The sequence below is a fragment of the Actinobacillus indolicus genome, assembly GCF_004519515.1.
Classification (GTDB): domain Bacteria; phylum Pseudomonadota; class Gammaproteobacteria; order Enterobacterales; family Pasteurellaceae; genus Glaesserella; species Glaesserella indolica_A.
On record NZ_CP038145.1, the window covers coordinates 904,888 to 928,672 of the forward strand.

The window sequence follows — 23,785 nt, forward strand, 5'->3', positions numbered from 1 at the left end:
GAATCAACATGGTTAAAAACTACACTCTTACTGGCTGTATACCTATTGGGTATGGTGGATTAACAACCGCTCTTCTAAATCGTTCGGCTCAAATTTCATCTATCTCGAAAGAACCTGTGAAAATATTGACATTTAGGGACCGAGAATATCCGCAAACTATTTTACAACATCTAGAAGAAAGAAACGGCTTACGTAATGGAGTAACCGTTATAAATATTTATGATTGGCTTCGTGAGCATGAATTATCTTGTGGCGGTATTCCTTTTGATAATAATAAACACAAGTACTCTTCACTTTCTCTAAACGCTGATAATAGCACTCTTGATATTGAAAATGGGGTGATTCTAAGGCAGCTGATTTCTGAGCCTGGAGTAAATGGATGGGTTCAGGTTAACCATCTACGAAAAGATGGCTCAGTTGCAGTAATTGATAATCGTAGAACTGGACAGAGATGCATTATTACTTGTAATAAACTAGGAGTACCTCAACGAGTTTTTTCATATTCATGGCCTTTTTATCATGCTTGGTTGGATAGTATTTTTGGAAGTGATTATATTGATATAATTGTAGATAATGATCATGAAGCAAGATTTTTAACAGATTATCATAGGAAAAATGTGAGTATTATCCATTATTTTCACGGTACTCATTGCAATGATAATAAGGTTTTACCTTATGCTGAGTTTGTTTTTTCAAGATTAGAGTGCTTTGATTTATTTATTTTTCCGACATTCTCACAATGTTATAAAGCCCAATTAATGTTTCCTGATTACAGTGGGTTTGAGTATATACCTCATGCATTACCTCAAATAAATGCTGATACAGCAAATGTTGTAAGAAAAAAGAATAGCTTTGTAATAGCTTCTAGATTAGAACAAGTTAAGAGAATTGACCACGCCATTGATGCATTATCTATGGCAAATATAGAAGGCGCAGAACTTCATTTATTAGGAAATGGGAGTCAAAAAGAATACTTAGAGAACAAAGCAAAAAACTTAAGTGGTACTTACTTTCATGGACATTGTTCCGATGTTCCAAATAAACTTAAAGAGTTTAGTTTCTATTTATTAACCAGTACTTCTGAAGGATTACCCGTTGCTTTATTAGAAGCTATGCAGGCTGGCTGTATTCCTATTGCTTACAATATCAATTTTGGTCCTAGTGATGTAATCATTAATGGAAATAATGGTTGGTTGGTAGAGGCTGGAAATATTGAAAAGCTAAAGGAGGCTATAATAAAAGCCTGTTCTTTAGATGAGTCTCAATTAAATAAAATGAGACAAAAAGCAATTGAAACATCTAAAGCATTTTCAATTGAGAGAGTTCTTTCTGATTGGAATAGAGCCAAATTAACAGCTAGGAAAAGAAAAGCAGAAAGAAATAAATTAATTTCACTTCAACAATCTTTTGATAAATAAAATATTTTTACAAGCTATATCACTGGAGAAGAAATGAAACTACTTCCAACTAATAAAATATCAAAGTTAAGTATTAAAGAACAGACATTGTTTATAGAAGGACTTGCTTATATTCAAGGTTATGATAGTCCAACCCATGACACAATCATAAAACATTTACAACTGCATAACATCTATACAAATAAGGTAATTGAGCATCCTCTGGGTATTACCAATAGAAATGATATGGTAAATGTGAAATATAAAGAACAACATTTTAATTATCGAGCAGCGGGAGTTGCTACTATTGGTTTTAAAGGAATAGATATTTCAAATATTGATGTTGGTATGTATGAAATTAAAATTTCATCTTCACCAAGTAAAGATAAAAGAAATTATGCTTCATTAAACTTAGATATGAAACATCTAGATATTCGTACAATTAACAATCGCTATGAATATCGGTTATTCAAAAATCAAAATAAAGCTTACTTAGTTAAACGAGAAATTCTAGGTAGAAAAATTAGCGAAGATAGCTATGTAAGTATTGATAATGCTTGGATACAAGATCGAAAATTCCATATTGAAGGTAAATTCATAGTGCCGGGCGTGAATATAACAGAATTTAACCAAGCAAAATACTATCTGATTGTGAAAAAGCCTATAACTCAAACACAATATGCTTTTGAGCTAGGTCAGATTAAAAAGCCAGATTTAGGGCAATACATCAACAACCCATTTGGTGAGTATAATGCTTGTTATTATGCAACAAAAAATTTAGCTGGAATTGATTCAAGTTCTTTTGAGTTTGGTGTGTATGATATTTACCTTTCTTTAGGGGTTGGTTGTGAAATATTTACCATTCAATTAGATAAGAAATTAGTTATTTCAGAAGATAATTGTTCTTTCAAAGAATAATAAATATAGTAAGGCTTAGTTAAATTGATCTGCACTTCAAAAGTTGGGCTACACACCCAACTAATTAAGGTGCAGATTTTTATTACTAGATACCACCAATCTTTCAAACAACATGCCATCAAATTTTATCCTCATAATTAAAAGGACTAAGCCCTGTGGAATACAGAACTCAGCCCTTCAACTAAATGAGTCTAACTTTTGGGGGGAAGATCATTACCACTAAGCCTTTGTACTTACTTCCCTAAATTATCAAAGAAGTTTTTCACCCCTTTGAAAAAGCCTTCGTGTTTCGGACGATGTTGTCCTTTGCCTTCCAGACTTTCTTCTAATTTACGTAACAACTCTTTCTGTTCTTCGTTGAGTGATACTGGGGTTTCAATAATCACTTTACAGATGAGATCTCCAGCATATCCACCTCTTGCACTGGTTACACCTTTACCACGCACACGGAACAGTTTACCCGTTTGAGTTTCTGCTGGGATTTTGAGTTTCACTCGTCCGTCTAATGTCGGCACTTCAATCTCGCCACCTAGCGCTGCCATCGTGAAGCTGATTGGTACTTCGCAGTAAAGATTTGAGCCGTCACGCACGAAAATATCGTGGTCTTTCACGTGAATCACAACATATAAATCCCCTGCTGGTGCACCGTTTTCCCCTGCTGCGCCTTCGCCTGATAAGCGAAGTTGGTTGCCAGTATCTACACCAGCTGGAATAGTGACTGAAAGATTTTTAGTTTTCTCAACACGTCCGTCACCGTGACAAGATTTACACGGTTTCTCAATTTTCTTACCCGTACCGTGACAACTTGGGCAGACGGTTTCTGTCATAAAGAAACCTTGCTGGCGACGAACTCGTCCTGAGCCGTGGCAGTGCGGACAAGTTTCGACTTTACTTCCAGCTTCAGCACCAGAACCGTGGCAAGTATCACATTGAACAAGGGTTCGAATGCGAATATCTTTTTTCACACCACGCACGGCTTCTTCAAGGGTGATTTCTAAATCGTAGCGTAAGTCATCGCCACGCACGACACGTTGGCGACGACCGCCACCACCGAAACCACCGCCAAACATTTCGCTGAAAATATCTTCAAAGCCACCGAAACCTCCACCACCAAATCCGCCGAAGCCACCAGCTCCGCCACCTTGCTCAAAGGCTTGGTGACCGTACTGATCGTACATCGCACGTTTTTCGTTGTCGCCTAACACTTCATAGGCTTCTTTGATCTCTTTAAATTTTTCTTCAGCTTCTTTGCTGCCTTGGTTTTTGTCGGGGTGATGTTTTGCCGCTAAACGTTTATAAGCACGTTTAATCTCTTGTTCACTCGCCCCTTTTTGTAAGCCAAGGACTTCGTAGTAATCTTTTTTGGACATAAATCTATTTCCGTTTTGAAATTTGCAAAATATGTTATCAATCTCACCGCTTGTATTTAGCAATGCGGTTGTAGTGCAATATAGATGTCGACTTTACCGTCAGGGTAATACTTTTCAAAATCGACAGTTAATGCTCGCTTTAATAAACCCTGTTTCCCTTTACGAATAATATCTTGCCAAGTATCTGCTAGTAGCTCACATTTTGTCGTAAATTTTTCATACCAGATAAGATCATCTTCAATCACAATCGGAGTATGTTCATTCACTATTTCCGTCGCAATCGCAAAATCATACGCTTTACCGTTATTTTGATAATTAAAATAAACACCATAGCAACGGGTATTTTGCGGTAACACAGTACTATTCCAAAGCTCGATAAAATCGTGGCTGGTTGCTGTGTCGTCAAAATGTTTGGTGATAAGGGGGTAAAGTTTCATTTTTTATTTGCAAATTTAGGCAATAAAGTGACCGCTTGTTTAAGCCCCGCACGCAAAGCGTACAGGGTTACGCATAAGTGAGTCGCTTTGCGACTCTTTCTTTAAATACACCAAAAGGGCGTGTTTCCACGCCCTTTGTAGGGACGCAGTGCCTGCGTCCGTGGACACACGCTGTGTGTCCCTACCCGTAAATTACTTGTTGTCTTTCACTTCTTCAAACTCAGCATCTACCACGCCGTCATCTTTTTGACTTTGTTGCGCTTGTTGCTGACCTTGTTGTGCCTGAGCTTGACCTGCTTGGATTAACGGTTCAGACGCTTTTACTAGAGCTTCGATTTTCGCTTCGATATCCGCTTTATCTTCGCCTTTCGCTGCTTTTTCTAATGCCGTTACCGCTTCTTCGATCTTCGCTTTGTCTGCATCCGCAAGGTTGCTACCTGCTTCAGCGATCTGTTTACGGGTTGAGTGAGCAATCGCATCCGCTTGGTTGCGAGTTTGAACTAACTCTTCAAATTTACGGTCTGCTTCTGCATTCGCTTCCGCATCACGCACCATTTGTTCGATTTCTGCATCGCTTAAGCCTGAAGACGCTTGGATCTTAATTTGTTGCTCTTTACCAGTGTTTTTATCTTTCGCAGACACATTAATAATACCGTTTGCATCAATATCGAATGTGACTTCGATTTGTGGCATACCGCGTGGTGCTGGGTTAATGCCTTCAAGGTTAAATTGACCTAGTGATTTATTATCCGCTGCACGTTTACGTTCACCTTGTAACACGTGAATAGTTACCGCACTTTGGTTATCTTCCGCCGTTGAGAACACTTGCGATTTTTTCGTTGGGATCGTGGTGTTTTTCTCAATTAAGGTTGTCATCACGCCACCCATTGTTTCGATACCTAATGATAACGGGGTTACGTCTAACAATAATACATCTGTTACATCACCAGCTAATACGCCACCTTGTACCGCCGCACCGATAGCCACCGCTTCATCTGGGTTTACATCTTTGCGTGGTTCTTTACCGAAGAAATCCGCCACTTTTTTCTGTACTAATGGCATACGGGTTTGACCGCCGACTAAGATCACATCGTTGATCTCAGATACGCTTAAACCTGCGTCTGCTAATGCCACTTTTACTGGCTCTAATGAACGGTTTACTAAATCTTCTACTAACGCTTCTAATTTCGCACGGGTCACAGTTAAAACCAAGTGTTTTGGACCTGTTGCATCTGCGGTGATATACGGAAGATTTACTTCAGTTGATTGCGCTGATGAAAGCTCAATTTTGGCTTTTTCCGCAGCTTCTTTCACACGTTGCATTGCCATTGAGTCATTGCGTAAATCTACGCCTTGCTCTTTTTGGAATTCTTCAACAAGGTAGTTGATTAAACGGTTGTCAAAGTCTTCACCACCTAAGTGAGTATCACCGTTGGTTGCACGCACTTCAAAGGTTTGTTCGCCGTCTAAGTTATCAATTTCGATGATAGATAAGTCGAATGTACCGCCCCCTAAGTCATACACTGCAACGATTTGGTTCTCTTTTTTAGAGTCTAAGCCGTAAGCTAATGCCGCCGCTGTTGGTTCGTTGATGATACGTTTAACTTCTAAGCCTGCGATACGACCTGCATCTTTGGTTGCTTGACGTTGTGCATCGTTAAAGTAAGCAGGCACAGTAATAACCGCTTCAGTGACCGGCTCACCTAAAAAATCTTCTGCGGTTTTCTTCATTTTTTTCAATACTTCTGCAGAGATTTGTGGCGGTGCCATTTTTTCGCCTTTTACCGATACCCACGCATCGCCATTGTCCGCTTTGGTAATTTCAAATGGCATAATTTCAATGTCACGTTGTACTTCAGAGTCGGTAAAACGACGACCGATTAAACGTTTAATGGCAAATAAGGTATTTTTCGGGTTAGTGATCGCTTGGCGTTTTGCTGGCTGACCCACTAAGGTTTCTTTATCTGTATAAGCAATGATTGACGGAGTCGTACGCGCACCTTCTGCATTCTCAATTACACGTGGTTTGTCGCCGTCCATTACTGCAACACAAGAGTTGGTTGTACCTAAGTCAATACCGATAATTTTTCCCATAATTTGATTCCTCTAATATAAATTTGGTTTTTTGTTCAAGTTAGCGACAAGATGGTGCTTTTTCGCGACATTTCAAGGGTAACTCAAACATTTTTCAAAAAAGAAACGAGAAGTTGTGCTACGTTCCCGCTCAGACGGAACAATAAATAGGGACGAAATTGATGGCTTCAAGGGGAAACAGTGAAAAAAGATCAAAAAAATCTATTTCGATACGCTAAAAACAAAAAAGCACCGAACATATCGGTGCTTTTAAGACTATTTCAATAGATTAAAGTACTACAACATCTACTGCAGCAGGACCACGTTGTGAGTCTTGGATATTGAACTCAACACGGTCGCCTTCTTTTAATGAACGAAAACCTTCGCTTGCGATACCTGAAAAGTGAACGAATACATCTTTACCACCATTTGCAGGTGTGATGAAACCAAAACCTTTATCAGAGTTGAACCATTTTACTGAACCGTTTAATTTAGACATGATGTCTTCCTTCTATAAAAAATTTAAATTTGTGTGCTTGAAACAAGCGGTAACGCTAAGGGCTAGAACTTAATTAAGGTAGATATTGGTAGAACTTTCAAGAAACAAATTTAAAACTTGTAGAACAGGAAGTGCAATAAATAACGAACTTAGGTAAATCGCAATTAGCTTGAGACGCATTAGAACACGTTTAAGTATTAAAAGCGAACATTAAATCGCAAATTTACAAAATAAATGCACTACAAGCGGTCGAATACTTGGCATTTTTTGCAAATTTCTGCCAAAATCGCACCGCTTGTATTTTTAGAAAGAGAAAAAGATTATGTCAAAACCGATTGTTTTCAGTGGCGTACAGCCTTCAGGTGAATTAAGTTTAGGAAACTACCTTGGTGCATTACGCAATTGGGTTAAGATGCAAGAGGAATATGAATGTTTATTCTGTATCGTTGATCTACACGCGATTACGGTACGTCAAGATCCTGAAGCATTACGCAAAGCGACTTTGGATACCCTTGCTATCTATCTTGCCTGTGGCATCGATCCTGAAAAAAGCACAATCTTCATCCAATCACACGTTCCTGAGCACAGCCAGTTGGCGTGGATCTTAAATTGTTATACCTATTTTGGCGAAATGGGACGAATGACACAATTTAAAGATAAATCCGCTCGTCACGAAGATAACGTGAACGTGGGTTTATTTACTTATCCTGTATTAATGGCAGCAGATATTTTGTTATATCAAGCAAACCAAGTTCCTGTAGGTGATGACCAGAAACAGCATTTAGAAATCACTCGTGATATTGCTAACCGTTTTAATGCGTTATACGGTAAAAAAGATGCGGAGGGTAATGTAATTCAGCCAATCTTCGCTGTGCCTGAAGTCTTTATTGCCAAAACAGGGGCGAGAATTATGTCGCTACTTGAGCCAACGAAAAAGATGTCAAAATCAGATGATAACCGTAATAACGTTATTGGTTTGTTAGAAGATCCAAAATCTGTGGAGAAAAAAATTAAACGTGCAATGACTGATGGCGATGAGCCTCCTGTAGTGCGTTATGATGTTCAAAATAAACCGGGTGTCTCAAACTTACTCGATATTTTGGCAAGCGTAACAGGCAAGACAATTCCTGAATTAGAAGCTGAATTTGAAGGCAAAATGTATGGTCACTTAAAAGGTGCTGTGGCGGAAGAAGTTTCTGCGATGTTGAGCCAGCTCCAAGAGCGTTATCATCATTTCCGTAATAATGAAGCATTACTCGAAAAAATCTACCGTGAAGGCGCAGAAAAAGCGAAAGCAAGAGCAAAAGCGACTTTAGCAGAAGTTTATAAAGTTGTTGGATTTGTCTCTTAATTTATCCAAGTAAAAAAGCGGAGGGTTATTCAAATAACTCTCCGCTAAATTTTTTGATAACGTTTAAATATATTCTGCCGTATATTTTGCAATCACTAATTCTTCATTAGTTGGGATTACATAAGCAGAATGTTGTGAACAATCTGTCGTAATTTGTCCGTACTGACCAAATCTTGCAGATAAATTGCGTTCCTGATCTAACTCAAATCCTAAAATGGTGAGTTTTTGTAATACTAATCGACGAACTAATTCAGAATTTTCACCAATTCCACCGGTAAAGACCACCGCATCTAATTTATTGTCTAATAGCATTGCGTAAGCGCCAATATATTTGACTAAACGATGAATATAAACTTCTAATGCAATACGACATTTTTCATCTTTTTCATAGTGTTCAGTGATATAGCGGAAGTCACTGCTTGAGCCTGTTAATCCTAATAATCCAGATTTTTTATTAATTAAATCGCTCGTTTCTTCAGTAGAAATATCTAATTTTTGTTTGAGATAAATTAATAACGCTGGGTCAACATCTCCACAACGCGTTCCCATCACTAAACCTTCGCAAGGGGTAAAGCCCATAGATGTATCTATACTTTCGCCATTTTTAATCGCAGTAATAGATGCGCCATTACCCAAATGACAGCTAATCATATTTAATTCTGAGCGAGGCTTACCTAAATACTCAGCCGTTTTACAAGCAATGTAGTAATGGCTAATGCCATGGAATCCGTAACGACGAATCCCATATTTCTCATAAAACTCTATCGGTAAAGGATAAAGATAAGCATGCGGTGGTAAGGTTGCATGGAAGCCCGTATCAAAGACAGCAACATTTTTATCTTGTAAATGAGGGAAAGCAATTTGAGAGGCTTTAATCCCCATAACATTCGCTGGATTATGTAACGGAGCGAGTTCAAATAAGGTGGCAAGATTATCAATAACTTCTGGAGTAATAAGTGTTGGTTGGGAATATTTTTCTCCACCGTGAGTAACTCGGTGTCCAATGGCTTTAATACTTTGTTTTAGAGCAGGGTAATCGGAGAGAATTTTGTTAGTAACGAAATTAAGAGCATCGGCATGATTGGCTTTATCGGCAAGTTGGGCTTGGTATTTTTCACCTTGATATTTCCAACTAATTTTAGCTTCAGGTAAGTGTAAACATTCTGCCAGCCCTGAGAGCAATGTTTCTTCCGTTTTCGGTTGAATAATAGAGAATTTCAGTGATGAACTTCCGCAATTAATAACAAGTATATGGTGCTGTGACATAAATAACTCCTTACAATTATTACGTTAAGCATTTGAATGATTGCTATATCATTGACCTTAAATACCTTTCAGTCAAGGGTAAAAATGAAGATAAATCAAAAATAGATCGAATAGAGATATTTTTAAAGATAGCTCTCCATAACGATGAAAATGCAATGTCTTTTATGCAAAATTCTTGTAAAATCTCACCGCTTGTAAAAATTATGATGGTCATTAAGAATGTCGAACAATAGTGAAACGGCTCAAGAAGAACAACAGCCGAAGAAAAAGCCCTATGTTATCCCAACATGTTTAAAATTATCCTTGCTCGGTGCTTGCTGTGTTGGGTTATATGGTATTTATTTGGATGGAAAGATTCGCTCCAAAATGGACGGCCAAGTTTGGCAATTACCTGCTGAAGTATATAGCCGTATTGAGAGTATTCGTCTTGATGACAATCTTACCTTAGAGCAAGTAAAACTGGCTTTATTAGATAATGGCTATCGAGAAGTCTCTTTAATTGCGACACCTGGCGACTTTAAAATTGAAGGCGATTCTTTGGTTTTACTTCGTCGAGCGTTTTTATTTCCTGAAACACCTGAAGCTCAGCGTGTGCTTCGTTTACGTTTTGTGAATGAAAAATTAGCTCGTATTGAAGATTTAGTGCAATTCAAAGAAGTCGATGAATTCCGTTTAGATCCAAAATTGATCGCCATGTTACATTCGGATAATGATGAAGAGCGCCAAGCGCTACGCCTTCAGGATTATCCACGTCTCTTAATTGATGCGCTATTACTGACCGAAGATAAACGCTTTTTCCAACATGACGGCATCAGCCCACTTGGTATCGCTCGTGCTTTTTTGACTAACTATCAAGCAGGGCGTACCGTTCAAGGTGGTAGTACATTAACACAGCAACTGGTTAAAAATCTTTTTTTAAGCAATGAGAAATCATTTGTACGTAAAGCAAATGAAGCGCTCATGTCACTGATTTTGGATTTCCGTTACGATAAAAATCGTATCCTTGAAACGTATCTGAACGAAATTTATCTAGGGCAAAACGGCAGTTACCAAATTCACGGCTTTGCATTAGCAAGTCAATTCTACTTTGGTCGTCCAGTTCAAGAAATTAGCCTAAACCAGATTGCATTGCTGGTCGGAATGGTAAAAGGTCCTTCACTTTATAATCCTTGGAAGAATCCTGAAGGGGCTTTAGAGCGTCGCAATGTAGTGCTGAAAGTGTTACTTGAGCATAAAGTTATCAATGAAGAGTTGTATGAATTATTGAGTAAACAACCACTTGGCGTGAAAGATAAAGGGAATATTTATCGCCAACAGCCAGCCTTTATGCACGCTTTGAATTTAGATATTAAGAGTGAGTTAGGTGAAGGCAAATCTGCATTACTCTCTGGCGCAAAAATTTTTACGACCCTTGACCGAAAACAGCAACGCTCCGCAGAAATGGCGGTTATCAATGGCGTGGCAGAGCTTGAAAATAGCGATAAGAAAATCAAAGATTTACAGTCTGCGATTGTGGTTGCAGAATATAAAACGGGTAAGGTTCGTGCTATTGTCGGTGGTGTACAAACCCAATATGCAGGCTTTAACCGAGCGATTCAAACAAAACGTCAGATTGGTTCATTGGTGAAACCGTCCATTTATGCGATTGCGCTATCCAATCCGCAAAACTTTAGGTTGAACACCCCTGTTAATAACCAACCGATTACGATTACCGTAAAAGGAAGTCCGCCATGGTCGCCACGAAATTACGATCGTCGATTTAGTGGCTCTGTTATGTTAATGGATGCACTCGTTCGCTCCCTAAACATTCCAACGGTGAATATTGGGATGAAAATCGGCTTGAAGAATGTCATTGATAAACAGAAAGAAATGGGATGGGATAACGCAGAGATTCCACCGTATCCAGCTACATTATTGGGCTCTTATTCAATCTCGCCTTATGATGTGACAAAATCTTATCAAGTCATTGCTAATGCTGGCTTAAAAGCGCCATTAACAACGATTGAAGCCATCATTTCTCCAAGCGGTGAGATGATTTATCAACCTGACTTAAGCAAAACAGGTAAACAGATTTTGCCAGAAGAAGCCTCCATCCAAACGCTTTATGCAATGCAACAAGTCGTTGAACGTGGTACAGCAAGAAGCTTACAGACGGATTTTGCAAATCTAAAACTGGCAGGTAAAACGGGGACAACCAACAATGCACGTGATACTTGGTTTGTGGGCATTGATGGTGAGAATGTAGCAACGGTATGGCTAGGTAAAGATAACAACGGTGATACCAATCTTACTGGCTCAAGTGGTGCATTGCAGATCTATAAGGAATACTTAAGACGTGCAGAGCCTTTAGCGTTTAAATTACCAAAATCCCCGAATCTTCAATGGGTAGGTATTAATAGCTACGGCTCGTGGGATTGCTCAAGCTCCCGCCAAATCCCTGTTTGGAAAGATAAAGGGCAACGTTATTGTACTGGTGGTGCTGTCGTTCAATCTAACCAAAGTGTCTGGGATGCATTATCTCTAAGTAAAGATAAATCTGCGACCCAACCTGTGAAAGCAGATGAAGCAGAAAACTTACAACAAGCCCCAATAGAAGAAGTCGCACCTAGAGAATAAAAAAATAATGGAAAGAATATCAATTCTTTCCATTTTTTTATATTTAACCAACAAGTACCGATGTCATACTGATTGAACCAGCAACGAGCTTATCATTAAATAAGGTCACCTTATTGGATTCATCTCGTTGTGCCATCACGTAAAGTAAAGGCAAATAGTGATCTGGAGTTGGTACAGATAACTCTGCACTTTCACCAAATTTTTCAAAGTTGATTAACGCATCCACATTATTTTCAGCAATAGCACCATTTATGGCATCTCTAAATTCGTATGCCCAATCATAACCTGCGCCAACTTGATCGATATGTTCCCAACTAATCGCTCTGAGATTATGCACAATATCGCCACTGCCTAAGATCAATACGCCCTGCTCACGTAAAGGGCGTAACTTTTTAGCAAGTTCAAAATGCCATTCAGCTGGTTTAGTTCGATCAAGGCTAAGTTGAACTACTGGAATATCTGCATCAGGGTAAAGGTATTTTAAGACTGCCCAAGCGCCATGATCAAAACCACGGGTTGCATTCAGCTCTACCCTTTCTGGCGCAAGAAGCTGTTGTAGTTGTAGTGCAAACTCAGGGCTACCTTTCGCAGGATATACGACTTGGCTAAGTTCTTCTGGAAAGCCGTGAAAATCGTAAATCATTTCAGGATTCTCACCGCTTGCAACTTGCAATGTTGAGCTATACCAATGCGCCGAAATACAAAGAATTAGCTTAGGTTTTTCAAAGGTTTGAGTAATTTGTTCAAAGCCTTGGTTAAATACATTATTTTTATCTAATACATTCATCGGGTTACCATGTCCGACAAAAAGTGCTGGAGTTCTCATTTTGTTATCCTTTGTTTTTTATTGAAACTAGCAACATTCTAAAGTCTTTTTATCTCATGGGGTATTTAGTAAAAGTAAAAAGAGAATTCAGATGTTATAAAGACTAGGTTAAATTCTGACTATTTTGTGAATAAGATCTCAACTTTCATTTATTTTTGTTTTATTTAAAAAATAATCTGATAACCTTATATTTGAAAATAAACGAAAGTTTATTAAAGATTTGTAAAACTACATTTGATTTCAAATCGACCATGGGGAAAATAGATGAAAACACTCGTCAAAAAACATAAAGAAGGTGAGACTGTTGGGATCTGTTCTGTTTGTTCTGCACACCCACTTGTCATTGAAGCTGCACTACGCTTCGATCTTCATACCAATAACAACGTCTTAATTGAAGCAACATCAAACCAAGTCAACCAGTTTGGTGGCTATACGGGCATGACACCAGCGGACTTTAAACAATTCGTTTATCACATTGCTGAACAAGTTGGTTTTCCACAAGAAAGAATTAGGGGCTGTAGTAGATAAGGTCTAAATCCCACACCATTTTCTCAATATTTTAAGCTGATTAGATGGTGTGCTGTAGTTAAATCTAAACTCACATTCTTTGATAAAAAGATGGAAGTTTTTCTTGTCAATGCCATTGTATTTTCTAAGTACTCGTTTGGCTTGAGACCAGAAATTTTCAATGCCATTGATGTGGTTGTGATCTTTGACAAACTCTTTGGAATGATTGATGCGAAAGTGTTTAAACTCACTCACATCAAGAGCATTATAGCTTCTGTAACCATCTGTGTAAACGATGCTATCTGGCTTGATTTTGCTTGAGATGATAGGCATTAAGGTACTTTGCTTGGTATCTTTTACAACAACAGTATAAACCTTGCCATTACGCTTCAAAAGACCAAATACAGCTGTTTTGCCACCAGCTCCACGACCTCGCTTGCCTTTGCGAATGCCACCGAAGTAGCTTTCATCAAGCTCTACTTCGCCATCAAACAAAGTGTGAGCTTCAAGGTTGAGATTATATTCTATCACAAGTCTGATTTTGCGGTAAAATAAAGCTGCTGAATTGTGCTGAATGCCAAGCAAATCACTTGCTGTTCTAGCAGTAACTTGTGCAACAAAAAATTCAAGCAGTTTTATTTGAACTTTTTTACTTAATTTACAACGAGTTATCTTCATGTTTGTAGTATAGCATAAGTGCTAATCTACTACAGCCCCAAGAATTATTTTAGGGGGAGATCATCTTGGGCCAAACTGCTGGCAACATGAAGATGCTACAACTGCAATGGAAAAAGCTAAAGTCTTAGTTGTTGAATATGCAAAAGCAGGATTTAGCAAAATTCATTTGGATGCCTCTATGTCTTGTGCCGATGACCCAATACCGCTACCGCCGAAAGTCGTTGCCGAGCGAGCCGCAATTTTATGCCAAGCGATTGAAACGGCACTTTCTGAATCGGAAAAAGAGGAAATAAGCTACATTGTAGGGACTGAAGTTCCTGTGCCTGGCGGAGAAGCTCACGCTATTCAATCTATTGCGGTCACGACGGTTGAGAGCGCACAGGAAACCATAGATACTCATCACCAAGCTTTTACTCAATTAGGACTAACCGAAGGATTTAAGCGGATTATTGGTATTGTTGTGCAACCAGGTGTGGAGTTTGATCACTCCAATGTCATTTTATATGAGCCAGAAAAAGCCCAAGCACTTTCACAGTTTATTGAATCGACACCTTACATTTTTGAAGCGCACTCCACCGATTACCAAATTCCAGAGTCCTATCGTGCTTTAGTTCGAGATCACTTTGCTATTCTCAAAGTCGGCCCTGCGTTAACTTTTGCATTACGTGAAGCGTTGTTTGCCCTTGCCAATATTGAGAATGAATTAATTAGCCCTGAAAAACGAAGCTATTTATTAGATGTGATCGATCATGTGATGCAAGATGAGCCCAAATACTGGCAGAAATACTATTCACCGCAGCATTCTAAAGCGATGGTGGATTTACACTTCAGCTTATCGGATCGTATTCGTTATTATTGGCCACATGAACGTATTCATACTGCCGTTGAGAAATTGATAGAAAATCTATCTAATACCGCCATTCCACTTGGCTTATTAAGCCAATATCTCCCAGAGCAAGCGAAGAAGGTACTCGCCAAAGAGATTGAAGCAACACCTAAATCTCTCGTGATTGATAAAATCCAAATGGTACTGAATGATTATGCTTATGGATGTGGTAAATAGGTAAAGAAGAGGGGCAAATCAAATAAACTTGCCCCTTTCACCTTATGGTTTGTAGATAAACTCTACCCCTTCATCATCTTCTTCTGTCCAACCGTCATCATCTAAGTCGTCCCAATCGTCTTCGGTAATCGGGTTTAACATCGCTTGTTGATGATAGTCGTCCCATTTGAATGCCACTTCTTCTTTCGCTTTTTCCTCTTCTTCAATACGAGGATTTGCTTCGATAAAGTCCATAATATCACGGGTTAAAGCGGATACATTTTGCCCTGTGGCTGCAGAAATCAAGTAGTAATCACCTTCCCAACCGATCTCTTCTACAATCGCTTCGGCTCTTTCTCTCGCCTCTTCTTCGCCAATGGTGTCGATTTTGTTAAACACCAGCCATTGCGGTTTATCCGCCAATTTTTCGCTGTATTGATAAAGTTCCGACTCAATAATAGAGATATTTTGTGCAGGATCGCTTTCGTCAATCGGCATAATATCGACAAGGTGAATGAGTACTCGACAACGCTCTAAGTGTTTTAGGAAGCGGATCCCCAAACCTGCACCTTCAGCCGCACCTTCAATCAACCCTGGAATATCTGCCACCACAAAGCTACGATCTGCCCCAACTCGTGCTACACCTAAACTTGGCACAAGGGTTGTGAATGGATAATCTGCAACTTTCGGTTTTGCGGCTGATACTGCACGGATAAAGGTGGATTTCCCTGCGTTCGGTAAACCTAACATTCCCACATCTGCAAGTAACATCAATTCTAACTGTAAATCACGCTTTTCCCCTGGTGTGCCGTTGGTTTTCTGGCGTGGCGCACGATTGACTGACGACTTAAAGCGAGTATTCCCCAAACCGTGATAGCCACCTTTTGCCACCAACATTTTCATACCGTGTTTGGTTAAATCGCCAATCACTTCTTGGGTATCGTTGTCAATCGCACGAGTACCGACGGGAACACGCAAAGTGATGTCGCTACCACGATGCCCTGTACAACCAGCGCTGCGACCGTTTTCACCACGACCAGCAGCAAAACGTTTTTCAAAACGGTAGTCAATGAGCGTATTTAAGTTCTCATCCGCAATTAAATACACATCACCACCATCACCACCATCGCCACCATCAGGGCCGCCTTTCGGAATAAATTTCTCACGGCGGAAGCTGACACAGCCGTTTCCACCATCGCCTGCTTCCACTCGGATCAGGGCTTCATCAATAAATTTCATATCTTCTCCTATTTCCCATACAAATTAGGGAAATGCTTATTTTCTTTTAACTAATTTATGTCCGACCGCCGATAAAATCGTGCCTGACACCACAATAAATGCACCGATATAACTCAATAAATTCATATCAGGGCTTGCAAAGGTATCGGGAAATACCCAATGTCCAATGCTTGAAAAAACCATCGTAAAAATCGGGACTAAAATCGTGACTACACTTACTTTTGATGCGTCCCAGTGATTTAATGCTTCGGCATAGGCACCATAACCAATCAAGGTATTTAAACAACAGAAAATGAAACAACCCAATAAAAACGGATCAAATCCATCCATATTTATCTGGCTAGCAAATGGGGTAAGCACCAAGGCACACCCCGCATAAATAATTAACAAAATCTGCTGTGAGCTAAATTTTGCTAACATCATTTTTTGGGCTATCGCATAAACAACCCAAACAACTGCAGCACCTGCTCCGACAAGCACCCCAAAAGCATAAGTGCCTAACTGGAAAATTTCCTCAAAACGCTCATTAAAAAAGGCGATTAAACCAATAATAAGCAATAACAAGCCGATTTGCTGGTGTCGCCCAAATTGTTCTTTAAAAATCACCACACCACATAAAATCATCGTAAACGGAGCTAATTGCCACAATACTTGGCTAGTCGTCGGTGAAATAAAATTTAAACTATAGCTAAACAAGAAAAAATTCAACGACAAGCCTACCACGCCTATCACGATTAACCAAAGAAAACGTGGGGTAAAAGCGGTCAGTTTCGGCAATTTTTTTGTAAAGCCTAAAATGAGCAACAAACCGATTGCCGCTACGATGAAACGAACCCAGACGAGCGTTTGAGCATTCACAACGCTCAAGACTTTTTGTGCCGCAATCGGCAAAGAACCCCACATCATCGCAGTAAGTAAGGCTAACGAAAATCCAAGTAATGTGCGTTGTGGTTTCATATTAAATCCGTTTATGTCGATAAAAAAGTTTATGTCCGGCTGCAGAAAGCATCGCTCCACATACGACTACAACTGCTCCTAAATGTGTCAAATGGTTAAAATCAGGTTCAGCAAAATGCTCAGGACTTAAATAAAATGCCAACTGCGAAAATAAAATTGTACAGATCGGGATAAGTGGCATCATTACGCTCACTTTAGTCACTTCCCAACGATTTAACGCTTCGGCATAACTGCCATAAGCGATCACCGTATTTAAACAGCAAAAGATCAAGCAAGCTACCGCAAAACCATTGAGATCATTGATTTGTGAAAGATCCGCTAAAGGCGTGAAAACCAGGCTACAGCCACAATAAATAAACAGCAAAATTTGCTGCGAGTTAAAGCGATCTAGCATCATCTTTTGCGCAATGCTGTAACAGATCCAAATAAGGCTTGCTCCTACTGCAAAAATCATTCCCCAGGCATATTCATTCATCTGAGCAAGATCATCAAAACGATCATTAAAAAATAATCCCAAGCCAATCAGTACAATAACAAAGCCGATTTTCTGATGTAAACCGAAGCTCTCTTTAAACAAATAAACGCCGATAAACGCCATAATCAAAGAGGAAAAAGGGCTAATCACTTGACTGGCTGCTGGTGGAATATGATTTAACGCTAAATTAAATAAATAAAAATTGCAGGATAAACCAAATACACCGAGTAGTAACAGATAGCAATGACGGCGAGTGAAAGCGGTCACTTTAGGCAATTTTTTTGCAAAGCACAAAATTAAAAACAACCCTACCATTGCAGTAATAAACCGAAACCAGACGATCGTTTGAGCGTCCATAAATTTCAAAACTTGCTGCAAGGCTATCGGCAACATACCCCACATCATTACGGCAGTTAGGGCAAAGAGAAAGCCAAGTAAAGGCTGTGATTTTGACATAAATTTTTTTGTTTCAATGGTAATAAAAAACCCCGCTAATTGATTAGCGGGGCATTTTAATCTTATTCTTTTGAAGATTACTCAGCAATGATGCTTACATATTTGCGATTTTTCTCGCCTTTTACTTCAAATTTTACTTTACCGTCAGCAGTTGCGAATAAAGTGTGGTCTTTACCCATACCTACATTGCTACCTGCGTGGAATTTTGTACCACGTTGACGAACGATGATGCTACCTGCTAATACAGATTCGCCACCGAAACGTTTAACACCAAGGCGTTTAGCTTCAGAGTCACGACCGTTACGAGTTGAACCACCAGCTTTTTTAGTTGCCATCTACTTGATCTCCTCTGAAATTATGCTTGAATCCCAGTGATTTTCACTTCTGTGAACCACTGACGATGACCTTGTTGTTTACGGCTGTGTTTACGACGACGGAATTTAACGATGCGAACTTTTTCGCCACGACCGTGTGCAACCACTTCTGCCACTACTTTACCGCCAGCAACAACTGGGGTACCGATTTTAACATCTTCACCATTAACGACCATTAACACTGAGTCGAACTCAACTTTTTCACCTGTCGCTACTTCAAGTTTTTCTAAACGAACAACTTGACCTTCGCTTACTCGGTGTTGTTTGCCGCCACTTTGGAAAACTGCGTACATATTTACTCCGCTAATATGTGCCTATCGCTTTGCGTTTGGCACTCTTAAATTCATATAAAATAGGTGGACAATTCTACGCAAAAACTCAAATGAGAGCAAGCGAGAAATTGATAAAAATTTGAAATTCTTCAAAAACAAATAAAAAAGACCGTTTAAGTTAGGATCTTTAAACGATCTTTTTATTCCTTTAATCCTTTAAATTAGAGCTGACTCCATTTCCACTGACCATTTACCGCAGTACCAATCACTTCAAATTGGCTATTAAACGCCGCTAAGTTAGCGATTTTGCCCGCTTCAATAGATCCGAGTTTGTCTTCTACGTGAATCGCTCTGGCTGGGTACAGGGTACACATACGAAGTACTTCATCTAATGTCAGATCCGTATGTTGCATCATATTGCGAATAGACTCGATCATCGTGATCGCCGCACCGCCAAGGCTGCCAAATTCATCGACACATTTACCGTCTTTGTACCAAACTTTTTTACCCACAAAGATAAAATATTCCATATCTTTAGTACCAGCTGGAGCAACCGCATCGGTCACAATCACCAACTTATCGCCTTTGACTTTTTTCGCAATACGCACATTACTCCAATCCACGTGCAAGCCATCAACGATAATGCCTGCGTAAATATCGCTATCCAACACTGCCCCCACTACGCCACCATCACGCCCAGAGCTGATCGGCGACATGGCATTATGCAAATGGGTGGCAAAGCCAATGCCTTGCTCAATACGTCGTTTAGCTTCTGCAAAAGTCGCATTTGAATGCCCAATAGACACAATAATGCCTGCATCAACAAATTTCTGAATATGATCTGCTGTTGGATTATCTGCTGCAAGTGTTAATTTCGTAATAACATCACCGTTTTTGCAAAGAAAATCCAACATCTCACCGCTTATTTCACGGATATATTCAGGACGATGCACCCCTTTTTTCGCCACGCTTAAATAAGGTCCTTCTAAATGCAAGCCGAGTGCTTGGTTTTTATATTTAGCCAAATACTCACGCATTACTTGCACTGCCTGTTTCATTCCTTCATCTGGCGAAGTAATAAAGGTCGGCAAGTAGCTTGTTGTACCTGATTTCAGGTTGGTTTCTTGCATAATTTCAAGGGTTTTAACACTAATGTCTTCATTAAATGTTACACCGCCACAACCATTTAACTGTAAATCAATAAAACCTGCAGAAAGGTTTGCACCTTCTAAATCAATTTGAAAAAGGTCTTCTGTTAACTCTTGTTGATGTACAATTTTTTCAATTTTGTCATCATTAATAATCACAGCGTGCTGATATAGCACTTCACTTCCAGTGTAAATCACACCGTTCATTAAAGCATATCGACTCATTTTTCCTCCTAACGAGCTACGTTTTGTTCTAGCTGTTTGAAATACTTCACTGTTTTAACTTTCAATTCTTGCGTTGCAGGTTCATCACAAACTACAACCGCACGACGATGTAATTGCAATGCACTAATTGTCCATAAATGGTTTACAGGTCCTTCAACACAAGCTTGTAATGCAAGGGCTTTGTTATAACCTGTGACTAAAATCAATACTTCTTCGGCATCCATCAAAGTCCCAACGCCCACTGTTAATGCAAATTTTGGCACTTTATTGACATCATTATCAAAGAAACGAGAGTTCGCAATCAATGTATCTTCTGTCAAAGTTTTGATACGAGTACGAGAACTTAAAGACGAGGCAGGTTCATTAAAGGCAATGTGCCCATCTACACCAACACCGCCCATAAAGAGATGAATTTTGCCATAAGAACGAATTTTCGCTTCATAACGTTCACACTCGGCATCTACATCTTCTGCCATACCATTTAGGATATTCACATTTTCTACGGGAATATCAATATGGTTAAAGAAGTTATGGAACATAAAATAGTGGTAACTTTCTTTATGTTCTGGTGGTAGCCCAACGTACTCGTCCATATTAAAGGTGACAACGTGTTTGAAACTCACTTCACCTGCTTGATACAGCTTAATTAATTCTTTATAGGTTTGAAGTGGCGTTCCCCCCGTTGGCAAGCCAAGTACAAAAGGCTTTTCTGCAGTAGGTTGGAAAGCATTGATTTTATCTGCAATATAACGAGCGGCCCAACGACTCACTTGTTCAGCACAATCTAAAGGTACTAAACGCATAAATCCTCCTTAAAATCATAATTTGGAATAAAACTTCATTATTATTAATTATAAAGGAGAATTCACTTCATTTGTAGAAAATTTACCTAATTTTTGAACAAGATCACAAATTTGAGACTTAATTGATCCGAATTAACCGACTCACCACCTGCCCTGCTGTTTTTTCTTTAATGACTTTCCAATGTTCAGGTAAGACCAACGGGAGATGATTTTTCTCTGTTTCGACATAAATCAAGGCGTTTTCAGTTAGCCAGCCGTTTTGTTCAAGTGCTGTTAAGACTTGTGGAACAAAACCTTGATGAAATGGCGGATCGACAAAAACCAGATCAAAAGGCATTTCTCTATTTTTCTGTGTGAGAAATTGTAAGGTGTCCGTTTGAATAACCTTGCCATTTTCAGCTTTTAGACTGACTAAATTCTTTTTGAGTTGGTTTGCAGCGTCTGCAAATTTTTCTAAAAATGTGACCGCTTGTGCTTGGCGTGAGAGTGCTTCGATCCCAAGTGAGCCACTGCCAGCAAAGCAGTCTAAACAACGAGAGCCCGCAACATCCATCATCAGCCAGTTAAAGAGCGTTTCTTTTACTCGGTCAGTGGTTGGACGTAATCCCTCTGCGTTTAACACGGGTAGTTTTCGCCCACGCCATAAGCCTGCAATCACACGGACTTCACCCGTAGGTCTATTTTGTGTAGAAATTCGAGTTTTTTTCATACGAAATCGTAAAAATTAGGGTTAAAAATGATAGACTAGTACAAGTTTATTCCATTTTTGTTGAAAATGGATTTTTTAATTTTAAGAGAGCGCAAAAAATGTCAGATGAAAAGAAGAAAAAAGGCTTTTGGTCTTGGTTAGGTTTCGGGAAAAAGGAAGAGGTTGAACAAACGGAAGCGACCGAAGAAAAAGTAGAAGAGAAAGCAGAAGTTCAACCAGAGGAAATCACAGAACAAGCGGTCAGTTCTGAGCAAGGTTTTGCAAAAGATGAAGAAGTTATTGAAGAAAATATAACAACCGAAAACGTGGCGGAAGTCCCAACTGAAGTTGTCGAAGATGTTATCGTTGAACAGACGGCGGAAGAAACAGTTGAAACTGTCGAGCAAGCGGTTGTTGAACCCACAGCAGAAACGACCGAAAGCTCAGACGAACAAACGGAAGAGTTGCACATTTCTGAGCAAAACCCACCGCTTGTAGAAGATGAAACGAAACAAGATGTGGAAGATGAACCTCAAGCAGAAGAAAGTGTTCAGGCAGATGAATATCAAGAAAAACCAACCAGCGAAGGCGGTTTTTTCAGTCGTTTAATCAAAGGGTTAATTAAAACGAAACAGAGTATCGGCTCTGGCTTCCGCAATTTCTTTAGTGGTAAGAAAATTGATGATGAGCTGTTTGAAGAGTTAGAAGAACAGTTATTGGTGGCGGATTTAGGTATGCCGACTACCACGAAAATCATTAAAAATTTAACCGAACACGCCACAAAACAGCAATTACGAGATGCAGAGTTGCTCTATCAGCAATTGAAAGTTGAACTGGCTGATGTGTTAAAACCTGTCGCTCAGCCATTGGTATTAGAAGATAAGAAGCCTTATGTGATCTTGATGGTGGGTGTAAATGGTGTTGGTAAAACAACCACTATCGGTAAATTAGCACGGAAGTTCCAAGCGGAAGGAAAATCGGTGATGTTGGCAGCTGGCGATACTTTCCGTGCGGCCGCCGTTGAACAGCTTCAAGTGTGGGGCGAACGCAATCACATTCCAGTCGTGGCTCAAAGTACGGGGGCTGATTCTGCATCAGTGATTTTTGATGCAATGCAATCGGCGGCGGCAAAAGGGATTGATGTGTTAATCGCAGACACCGCAGGACGTTTGCAAAACAAAAATAACTTAATGGACGAGTTGAAAAAAATCGTGCGAGTAATGAAGAAATATGATGAAACTGCACCGCACGAAATTATGCTTACTCTTGACGCAGGTACGGGGCAGAATGCGATCAGCCAAGCAAAACTGTTTAATGAAGCGGTTGGTTTAACAGGAATTACCTTAACAAAACTGGATGGAACTGCGAAAGGTGGGGTAATTTTTGCGATTGCGGATCAGTTTAATATTCCAATTCGCTTTATTGGCGTGGGTGAAAAAATTGATGATCTACGCCCATTTGATGCCGATGAATTTATTGAAGCGCTCTTTACGCATGAGGAAAATAAATAATGATCAAATTTACCAATGTCAGCAAAGCCTATAAAGGCGGTGGACGACCTGCATTACAAGGAATTAGTTTTCATCTTGCTCAAGGGGAAATGAAATATATTACAGGTCACTCCGGCGCGGGAAAGACGACACTTCTTAAGCTCATCATGGGGATTGAGCGAGCTAATGGTGGACAGGTTATATTTAATGGCCACGATATTACTCGCTTAGCGGAGCATGAATTGCCTTTTTTACGTCGTCAGATTGGTATGGTTCACCAAAATTATAGCCTACTGAGCGACCGCTCGATTTTAGATAATGTGGCATTGCCTTTGATTATTATGGGCGTTAATCAGACCGTTGCAGAACGAGAAGCTCGCCTTGCGTTAAGTCGTGTTGGTTTGGAAAATAAAGCAAACTTCCGACCGCTTCATCTGTCTGGGGGGGAGCAACAACGTGTAGATATTGCTCGCGCGATTGTTCACCGACCACAACTATTATTGGCAGATGAACCCACAGGAAATTTAGACGATAAACTCTCTTTTGAAATTTTCCGTTTATTTGAAGAATTTAATAAAGCAGGAACGACAGTGTTAATTGCAACTCACGATACAAACATTATCGCCCAACGCCCTAAACCATGCTTGGTGTTGGAAGAAGGACACTTAAAGTAAGGAT

At 39.6% G+C, this 23,785-nt stretch carries 21 protein-coding genes and 2 pseudogenes; 8 read left to right on the top strand and 15 right to left on the bottom strand.

All coding sequences use genetic code 11. The features are described 5' to 3' along the window. The first annotated feature begins 8 nt into the window (after positions 1 to 8). Both EXH44_RS04335 and EXH44_RS04340 read left to right on the top strand, forming a co-directional pair. Positions 9 to 1,418 carry a glycosyltransferase gene (locus EXH44_RS04335; RefSeq protein WP_162856431.1) on the top strand — a complete coding sequence of 470 codons (1,410 nt, stop codon included), beginning with the start codon at positions 9 to 11 and terminating at the stop codon, positions 1,416 to 1,418. 33 nt (positions 1,419 to 1,451) lie between these two features. Beyond that, positions 1,452 to 2,315, top strand: coding sequence for a hypothetical protein (locus EXH44_RS04340; protein ID WP_162856432.1), 864 nt, complete (start codon positions 1,452 to 1,454; stop codon positions 2,313 to 2,315). A gap of 233 nt (positions 2,316 to 2,548) precedes the next feature. Here the strand turns inward: EXH44_RS04340 and dnaJ are convergent, their stop codons facing one another. From dnaJ to cspE, 4 genes are all read right to left on the bottom strand, one after another. Then, positions 2,549 to 3,685, bottom strand: coding sequence for a molecular chaperone DnaJ (dnaJ, locus tag EXH44_RS04345; protein WP_162856433.1), 1,137 nt, complete (start codon positions 3,683 to 3,685; stop codon positions 2,549 to 2,551). A gap of 56 nt (positions 3,686 to 3,741) precedes the next feature. Beyond that, on the bottom strand, positions 3,742 to 4,122 hold the full coding sequence (locus EXH44_RS04350) for an AraC family transcriptional regulator (RefSeq protein ID WP_244238744.1): 381 nt from the start codon (positions 4,120 to 4,122) through the stop codon (positions 3,742 to 3,744). A gap of 192 nt (positions 4,123 to 4,314) precedes the next feature. Then, positions 4,315 to 6,216 (bottom strand): molecular chaperone DnaK, encoded by a 1,902-nt coding sequence (gene dnaK / locus EXH44_RS04355; RefSeq protein WP_162856434.1) that lies wholly within the window; start codon positions 6,214 to 6,216, stop codon positions 4,315 to 4,317. Between the two features lie 268 nt (positions 6,217 to 6,484). Next, the gene (cspE, locus tag EXH44_RS04360; protein ID WP_135676362.1) at positions 6,485 to 6,694 is read right to left on the bottom strand and encodes a transcription antiterminator/RNA stability regulator CspE; all 210 of its coding nucleotides are present in this window, start codon (positions 6,692 to 6,694) and stop codon (positions 6,485 to 6,487) included. Between the two features lie 322 nt (positions 6,695 to 7,016). On the opposite strand from cspE, the gene trpS reads away from it, so the two are divergent. Continuing rightward, a complete protein-coding gene (trpS, locus tag EXH44_RS04365; protein WP_162856435.1) occupies positions 7,017 to 8,045 on the top strand; it encodes a tryptophan--tRNA ligase in 1,029 nt (342 codons plus the stop codon). A gap of 63 nt (positions 8,046 to 8,108) precedes the next feature. On the opposite strand, the gene EXH44_RS04370 is transcribed toward trpS, so the two are convergent. Next, positions 8,109 to 9,311, bottom strand: coding sequence for an acetate kinase (locus EXH44_RS04370; RefSeq protein WP_162856436.1), 1,203 nt, complete (start codon positions 9,309 to 9,311; stop codon positions 8,109 to 8,111). Between the two features lie 219 nt (positions 9,312 to 9,530). Here EXH44_RS04370 and mrcB point away from each other — a divergent pair, with 219 nt between their 5' ends. Beyond that, a complete protein-coding gene (gene mrcB / locus EXH44_RS04375) occupies positions 9,531 to 11,927 on the top strand; it encodes a penicillin-binding protein 1B (RefSeq protein ID WP_162856437.1) in 2,397 nt (798 codons plus the stop codon). Positions 11,928 to 11,970: 43 nt separating this feature from the next. Here mrcB and ygiD read toward each other — a convergent pair whose 3' ends face one another. Continuing rightward, positions 11,971 to 12,753, bottom strand: coding sequence for a 4,5-DOPA-extradiol-dioxygenase (ygiD, locus tag EXH44_RS04380; RefSeq protein ID WP_162856438.1), 783 nt, complete (start codon positions 12,751 to 12,753; stop codon positions 11,971 to 11,973). A 264-nt stretch (positions 12,754 to 13,017) separates the two neighbouring features. On the opposite strand from ygiD, the pseudogene EXH44_RS04385 reads away from it, so the two are divergent. After that, positions 13,018 to 13,263, top strand: a pseudogene (locus EXH44_RS04385) (class II D-tagatose-bisphosphate aldolase non-catalytic subunit); the annotation flags it as partial. 21 nt (positions 13,264 to 13,284) lie between these two features. Here EXH44_RS04385 and EXH44_RS04390 read toward each other — a convergent pair. Further along, entirely contained in the window at positions 13,285 to 13,938 is a 654-nt protein-coding gene (locus tag EXH44_RS04390; RefSeq protein WP_162856388.1) for an IS1595 family transposase, read from the bottom strand. A 40-nt stretch (positions 13,939 to 13,978) separates the two neighbouring features. On the opposite strand from EXH44_RS04390, the pseudogene gatZ reads away from it, so the two are divergent. Continuing rightward, positions 13,979 to 15,001: pseudogene (gatZ, locus tag EXH44_RS04395) on the top strand (tagatose-bisphosphate aldolase subunit GatZ); the annotation flags it as partial. A gap of 42 nt (positions 15,002 to 15,043) precedes the next feature. Here the strand turns inward: gatZ and cgtA are convergent. The 8 genes from cgtA to rsmD all read right to left on the bottom strand — a co-directional run bounded on the left by cgtA (position 15,044) and on the right by rsmD (position 21,638). Then, positions 15,044 to 16,219 carry an Obg family GTPase CgtA gene (gene cgtA / locus EXH44_RS04400; protein WP_162856439.1) on the bottom strand — a complete coding sequence of 392 codons (1,176 nt, stop codon included), beginning with the start codon at positions 16,217 to 16,219 and terminating at the stop codon, positions 15,044 to 15,046. A gap of 36 nt (positions 16,220 to 16,255) precedes the next feature. Continuing rightward, complete coding sequence (locus tag EXH44_RS04405; RefSeq protein WP_162856440.1) at positions 16,256 to 17,176, bottom strand: DMT family transporter; 921 nt, start codon at positions 17,174 to 17,176, stop codon at positions 16,256 to 16,258. A 1-nt stretch (position 17,177) separates the two neighbouring features. Further along, positions 17,178 to 18,107 (bottom strand): DMT family transporter, encoded by a 930-nt coding sequence (locus EXH44_RS04410; RefSeq protein ID WP_162856441.1) that lies wholly within the window; start codon positions 18,105 to 18,107, stop codon positions 17,178 to 17,180. Between the two features lie 77 nt (positions 18,108 to 18,184). After that, positions 18,185 to 18,442 carry a 50S ribosomal protein L27 gene (gene rpmA, locus EXH44_RS04415; RefSeq protein WP_005711421.1) on the bottom strand — a complete coding sequence of 86 codons (258 nt, stop codon included), beginning with the start codon at positions 18,440 to 18,442 and terminating at the stop codon, positions 18,185 to 18,187. A 20-nt stretch (positions 18,443 to 18,462) separates the two neighbouring features. Further along, positions 18,463 to 18,774, bottom strand: coding sequence for a 50S ribosomal protein L21 (rplU, locus tag EXH44_RS04420; protein WP_005711422.1), 312 nt, complete (start codon positions 18,772 to 18,774; stop codon positions 18,463 to 18,465). Positions 18,775 to 18,974: 200 nt separating this feature from the next. Further along, positions 18,975 to 20,126: an N-acetylglucosamine-6-phosphate deacetylase gene (nagA, locus tag EXH44_RS04425; protein ID WP_162856442.1), complete on the bottom strand. Its 1,152-nt coding sequence runs from the start codon at positions 20,124 to 20,126 to the stop codon at positions 18,975 to 18,977. Between the two features lie 8 nt (positions 20,127 to 20,134). Then, positions 20,135 to 20,929 carry a glucosamine-6-phosphate deaminase gene (nagB, locus tag EXH44_RS04430; RefSeq protein ID WP_162856443.1) on the bottom strand — a complete coding sequence of 265 codons (795 nt, stop codon included), beginning with the start codon at positions 20,927 to 20,929 and terminating at the stop codon, positions 20,135 to 20,137. Between the two features lie 118 nt (positions 20,930 to 21,047). Next, a complete protein-coding gene (rsmD, locus tag EXH44_RS04435; RefSeq protein ID WP_162856444.1) occupies positions 21,048 to 21,638 on the bottom strand; it encodes a 16S rRNA (guanine(966)-N(2))-methyltransferase RsmD in 591 nt (196 codons plus the stop codon). A gap of 98 nt (positions 21,639 to 21,736) precedes the next feature. On the opposite strand from rsmD, the gene ftsY reads away from it, so the two are divergent. Both ftsY and ftsE read left to right on the top strand, forming a co-directional pair. After that, complete coding sequence (ftsY, locus tag EXH44_RS04440) at positions 21,737 to 23,128, top strand: signal recognition particle-docking protein FtsY (protein WP_162856445.1); 1,392 nt, start codon at positions 21,737 to 21,739, stop codon at positions 23,126 to 23,128. Continuing rightward, the gene (gene ftsE, locus EXH44_RS04445) at positions 23,128 to 23,781 is read left to right on the top strand and encodes a cell division ATP-binding protein FtsE (protein ID WP_162856446.1); all 654 of its coding nucleotides are present in this window, start codon (positions 23,128 to 23,130) and stop codon (positions 23,779 to 23,781) included. Before ftsY ends, ftsE begins: the two co-directional genes overlap by 1 nt. Positions 23,782 to 23,785: the final 4 nt, after the last annotated feature.

What these genes read in the sequence shown, in the direction of transcription:
- EXH44_RS04335 (WP_162856431.1), top strand. Translation starts at nt 9, where the DNA reads ATGGTTAAAAACTACACTCTTACTGGCTGTATACCTATTGGGTATGGT.
- EXH44_RS04340 (WP_162856432.1), top strand. Translation starts at nt 1,452, where the DNA reads ATGAAACTACTTCCAACTAATAAAATATCAAAGTTAAGTATTAAAGAA.
- dnaJ (WP_162856433.1), bottom strand. Translation starts at nt 3,685, where the DNA reads ATGTCCAAAAAAGATTACTACGAAGTCCTTGGCTTACAAAAAGGGGCG.
- EXH44_RS04350 (WP_244238744.1), bottom strand. Translation starts at nt 4,122, where the DNA reads ATGAAACTTTACCCCCTTATCACCAAACATTTTGACGACACAGCAACC.
- dnaK (WP_162856434.1), bottom strand. Translation starts at nt 6,216, where the DNA reads ATGGGAAAAATTATCGGTATTGACTTAGGTACAACCAACTCTTGTGTT.
- cspE (WP_135676362.1), bottom strand. Translation starts at nt 6,694, where the DNA reads ATGTCTAAATTAAACGGTTCAGTAAAATGGTTCAACTCTGATAAAGGT.
- trpS (WP_162856435.1), top strand. Translation starts at nt 7,017, where the DNA reads ATGTCAAAACCGATTGTTTTCAGTGGCGTACAGCCTTCAGGTGAATTA.
- EXH44_RS04370 (WP_162856436.1), bottom strand. Translation starts at nt 9,311, where the DNA reads ATGTCACAGCACCATATACTTGTTATTAATTGCGGAAGTTCATCACTG.
- mrcB (WP_162856437.1), top strand. Translation starts at nt 9,531, where the DNA reads ATGTCGAACAATAGTGAAACGGCTCAAGAAGAACAACAGCCGAAGAAA.
- ygiD (WP_162856438.1), bottom strand. Translation starts at nt 12,753, where the DNA reads ATGAGAACTCCAGCACTTTTTGTCGGACATGGTAACCCGATGAATGTA.
- EXH44_RS04390 (WP_162856388.1), bottom strand. Translation starts at nt 13,938, where the DNA reads ATGAAGATAACTCGTTGTAAATTAAGTAAAAAAGTTCAAATAAAACTG.
- cgtA (WP_162856439.1), bottom strand. Translation starts at nt 16,219, where the DNA reads ATGAAATTTATTGATGAAGCCCTGATCCGAGTGGAAGCAGGCGATGGT.
- EXH44_RS04405 (WP_162856440.1), bottom strand. Translation starts at nt 17,176, where the DNA reads ATGAAACCACAACGCACATTACTTGGATTTTCGTTAGCCTTACTTACT.
- EXH44_RS04410 (WP_162856441.1), bottom strand. Translation starts at nt 18,107, where the DNA reads ATGTCAAAATCACAGCCTTTACTTGGCTTTCTCTTTGCCCTAACTGCC.
- rpmA (WP_005711421.1), bottom strand. Translation starts at nt 18,442, where the DNA reads ATGGCAACTAAAAAAGCTGGTGGTTCAACTCGTAACGGTCGTGACTCT.
- rplU (WP_005711422.1), bottom strand. Translation starts at nt 18,774, where the DNA reads ATGTACGCAGTTTTCCAAAGTGGCGGCAAACAACACCGAGTAAGCGAA.
- nagA (WP_162856442.1), bottom strand. Translation starts at nt 20,126, where the DNA reads ATGAGTCGATATGCTTTAATGAACGGTGTGATTTACACTGGAAGTGAA.
- nagB (WP_162856443.1), bottom strand. Translation starts at nt 20,929, where the DNA reads ATGCGTTTAGTACCTTTAGATTGTGCTGAACAAGTGAGTCGTTGGGCC.
- rsmD (WP_162856444.1), bottom strand. Translation starts at nt 21,638, where the DNA reads ATGAAAAAAACTCGAATTTCTACACAAAATAGACCTACGGGTGAAGTC.
- ftsY (WP_162856445.1), top strand. Translation starts at nt 21,737, where the DNA reads ATGTCAGATGAAAAGAAGAAAAAAGGCTTTTGGTCTTGGTTAGGTTTC.
- ftsE (WP_162856446.1), top strand. Translation starts at nt 23,128, where the DNA reads ATGATCAAATTTACCAATGTCAGCAAAGCCTATAAAGGCGGTGGACGA.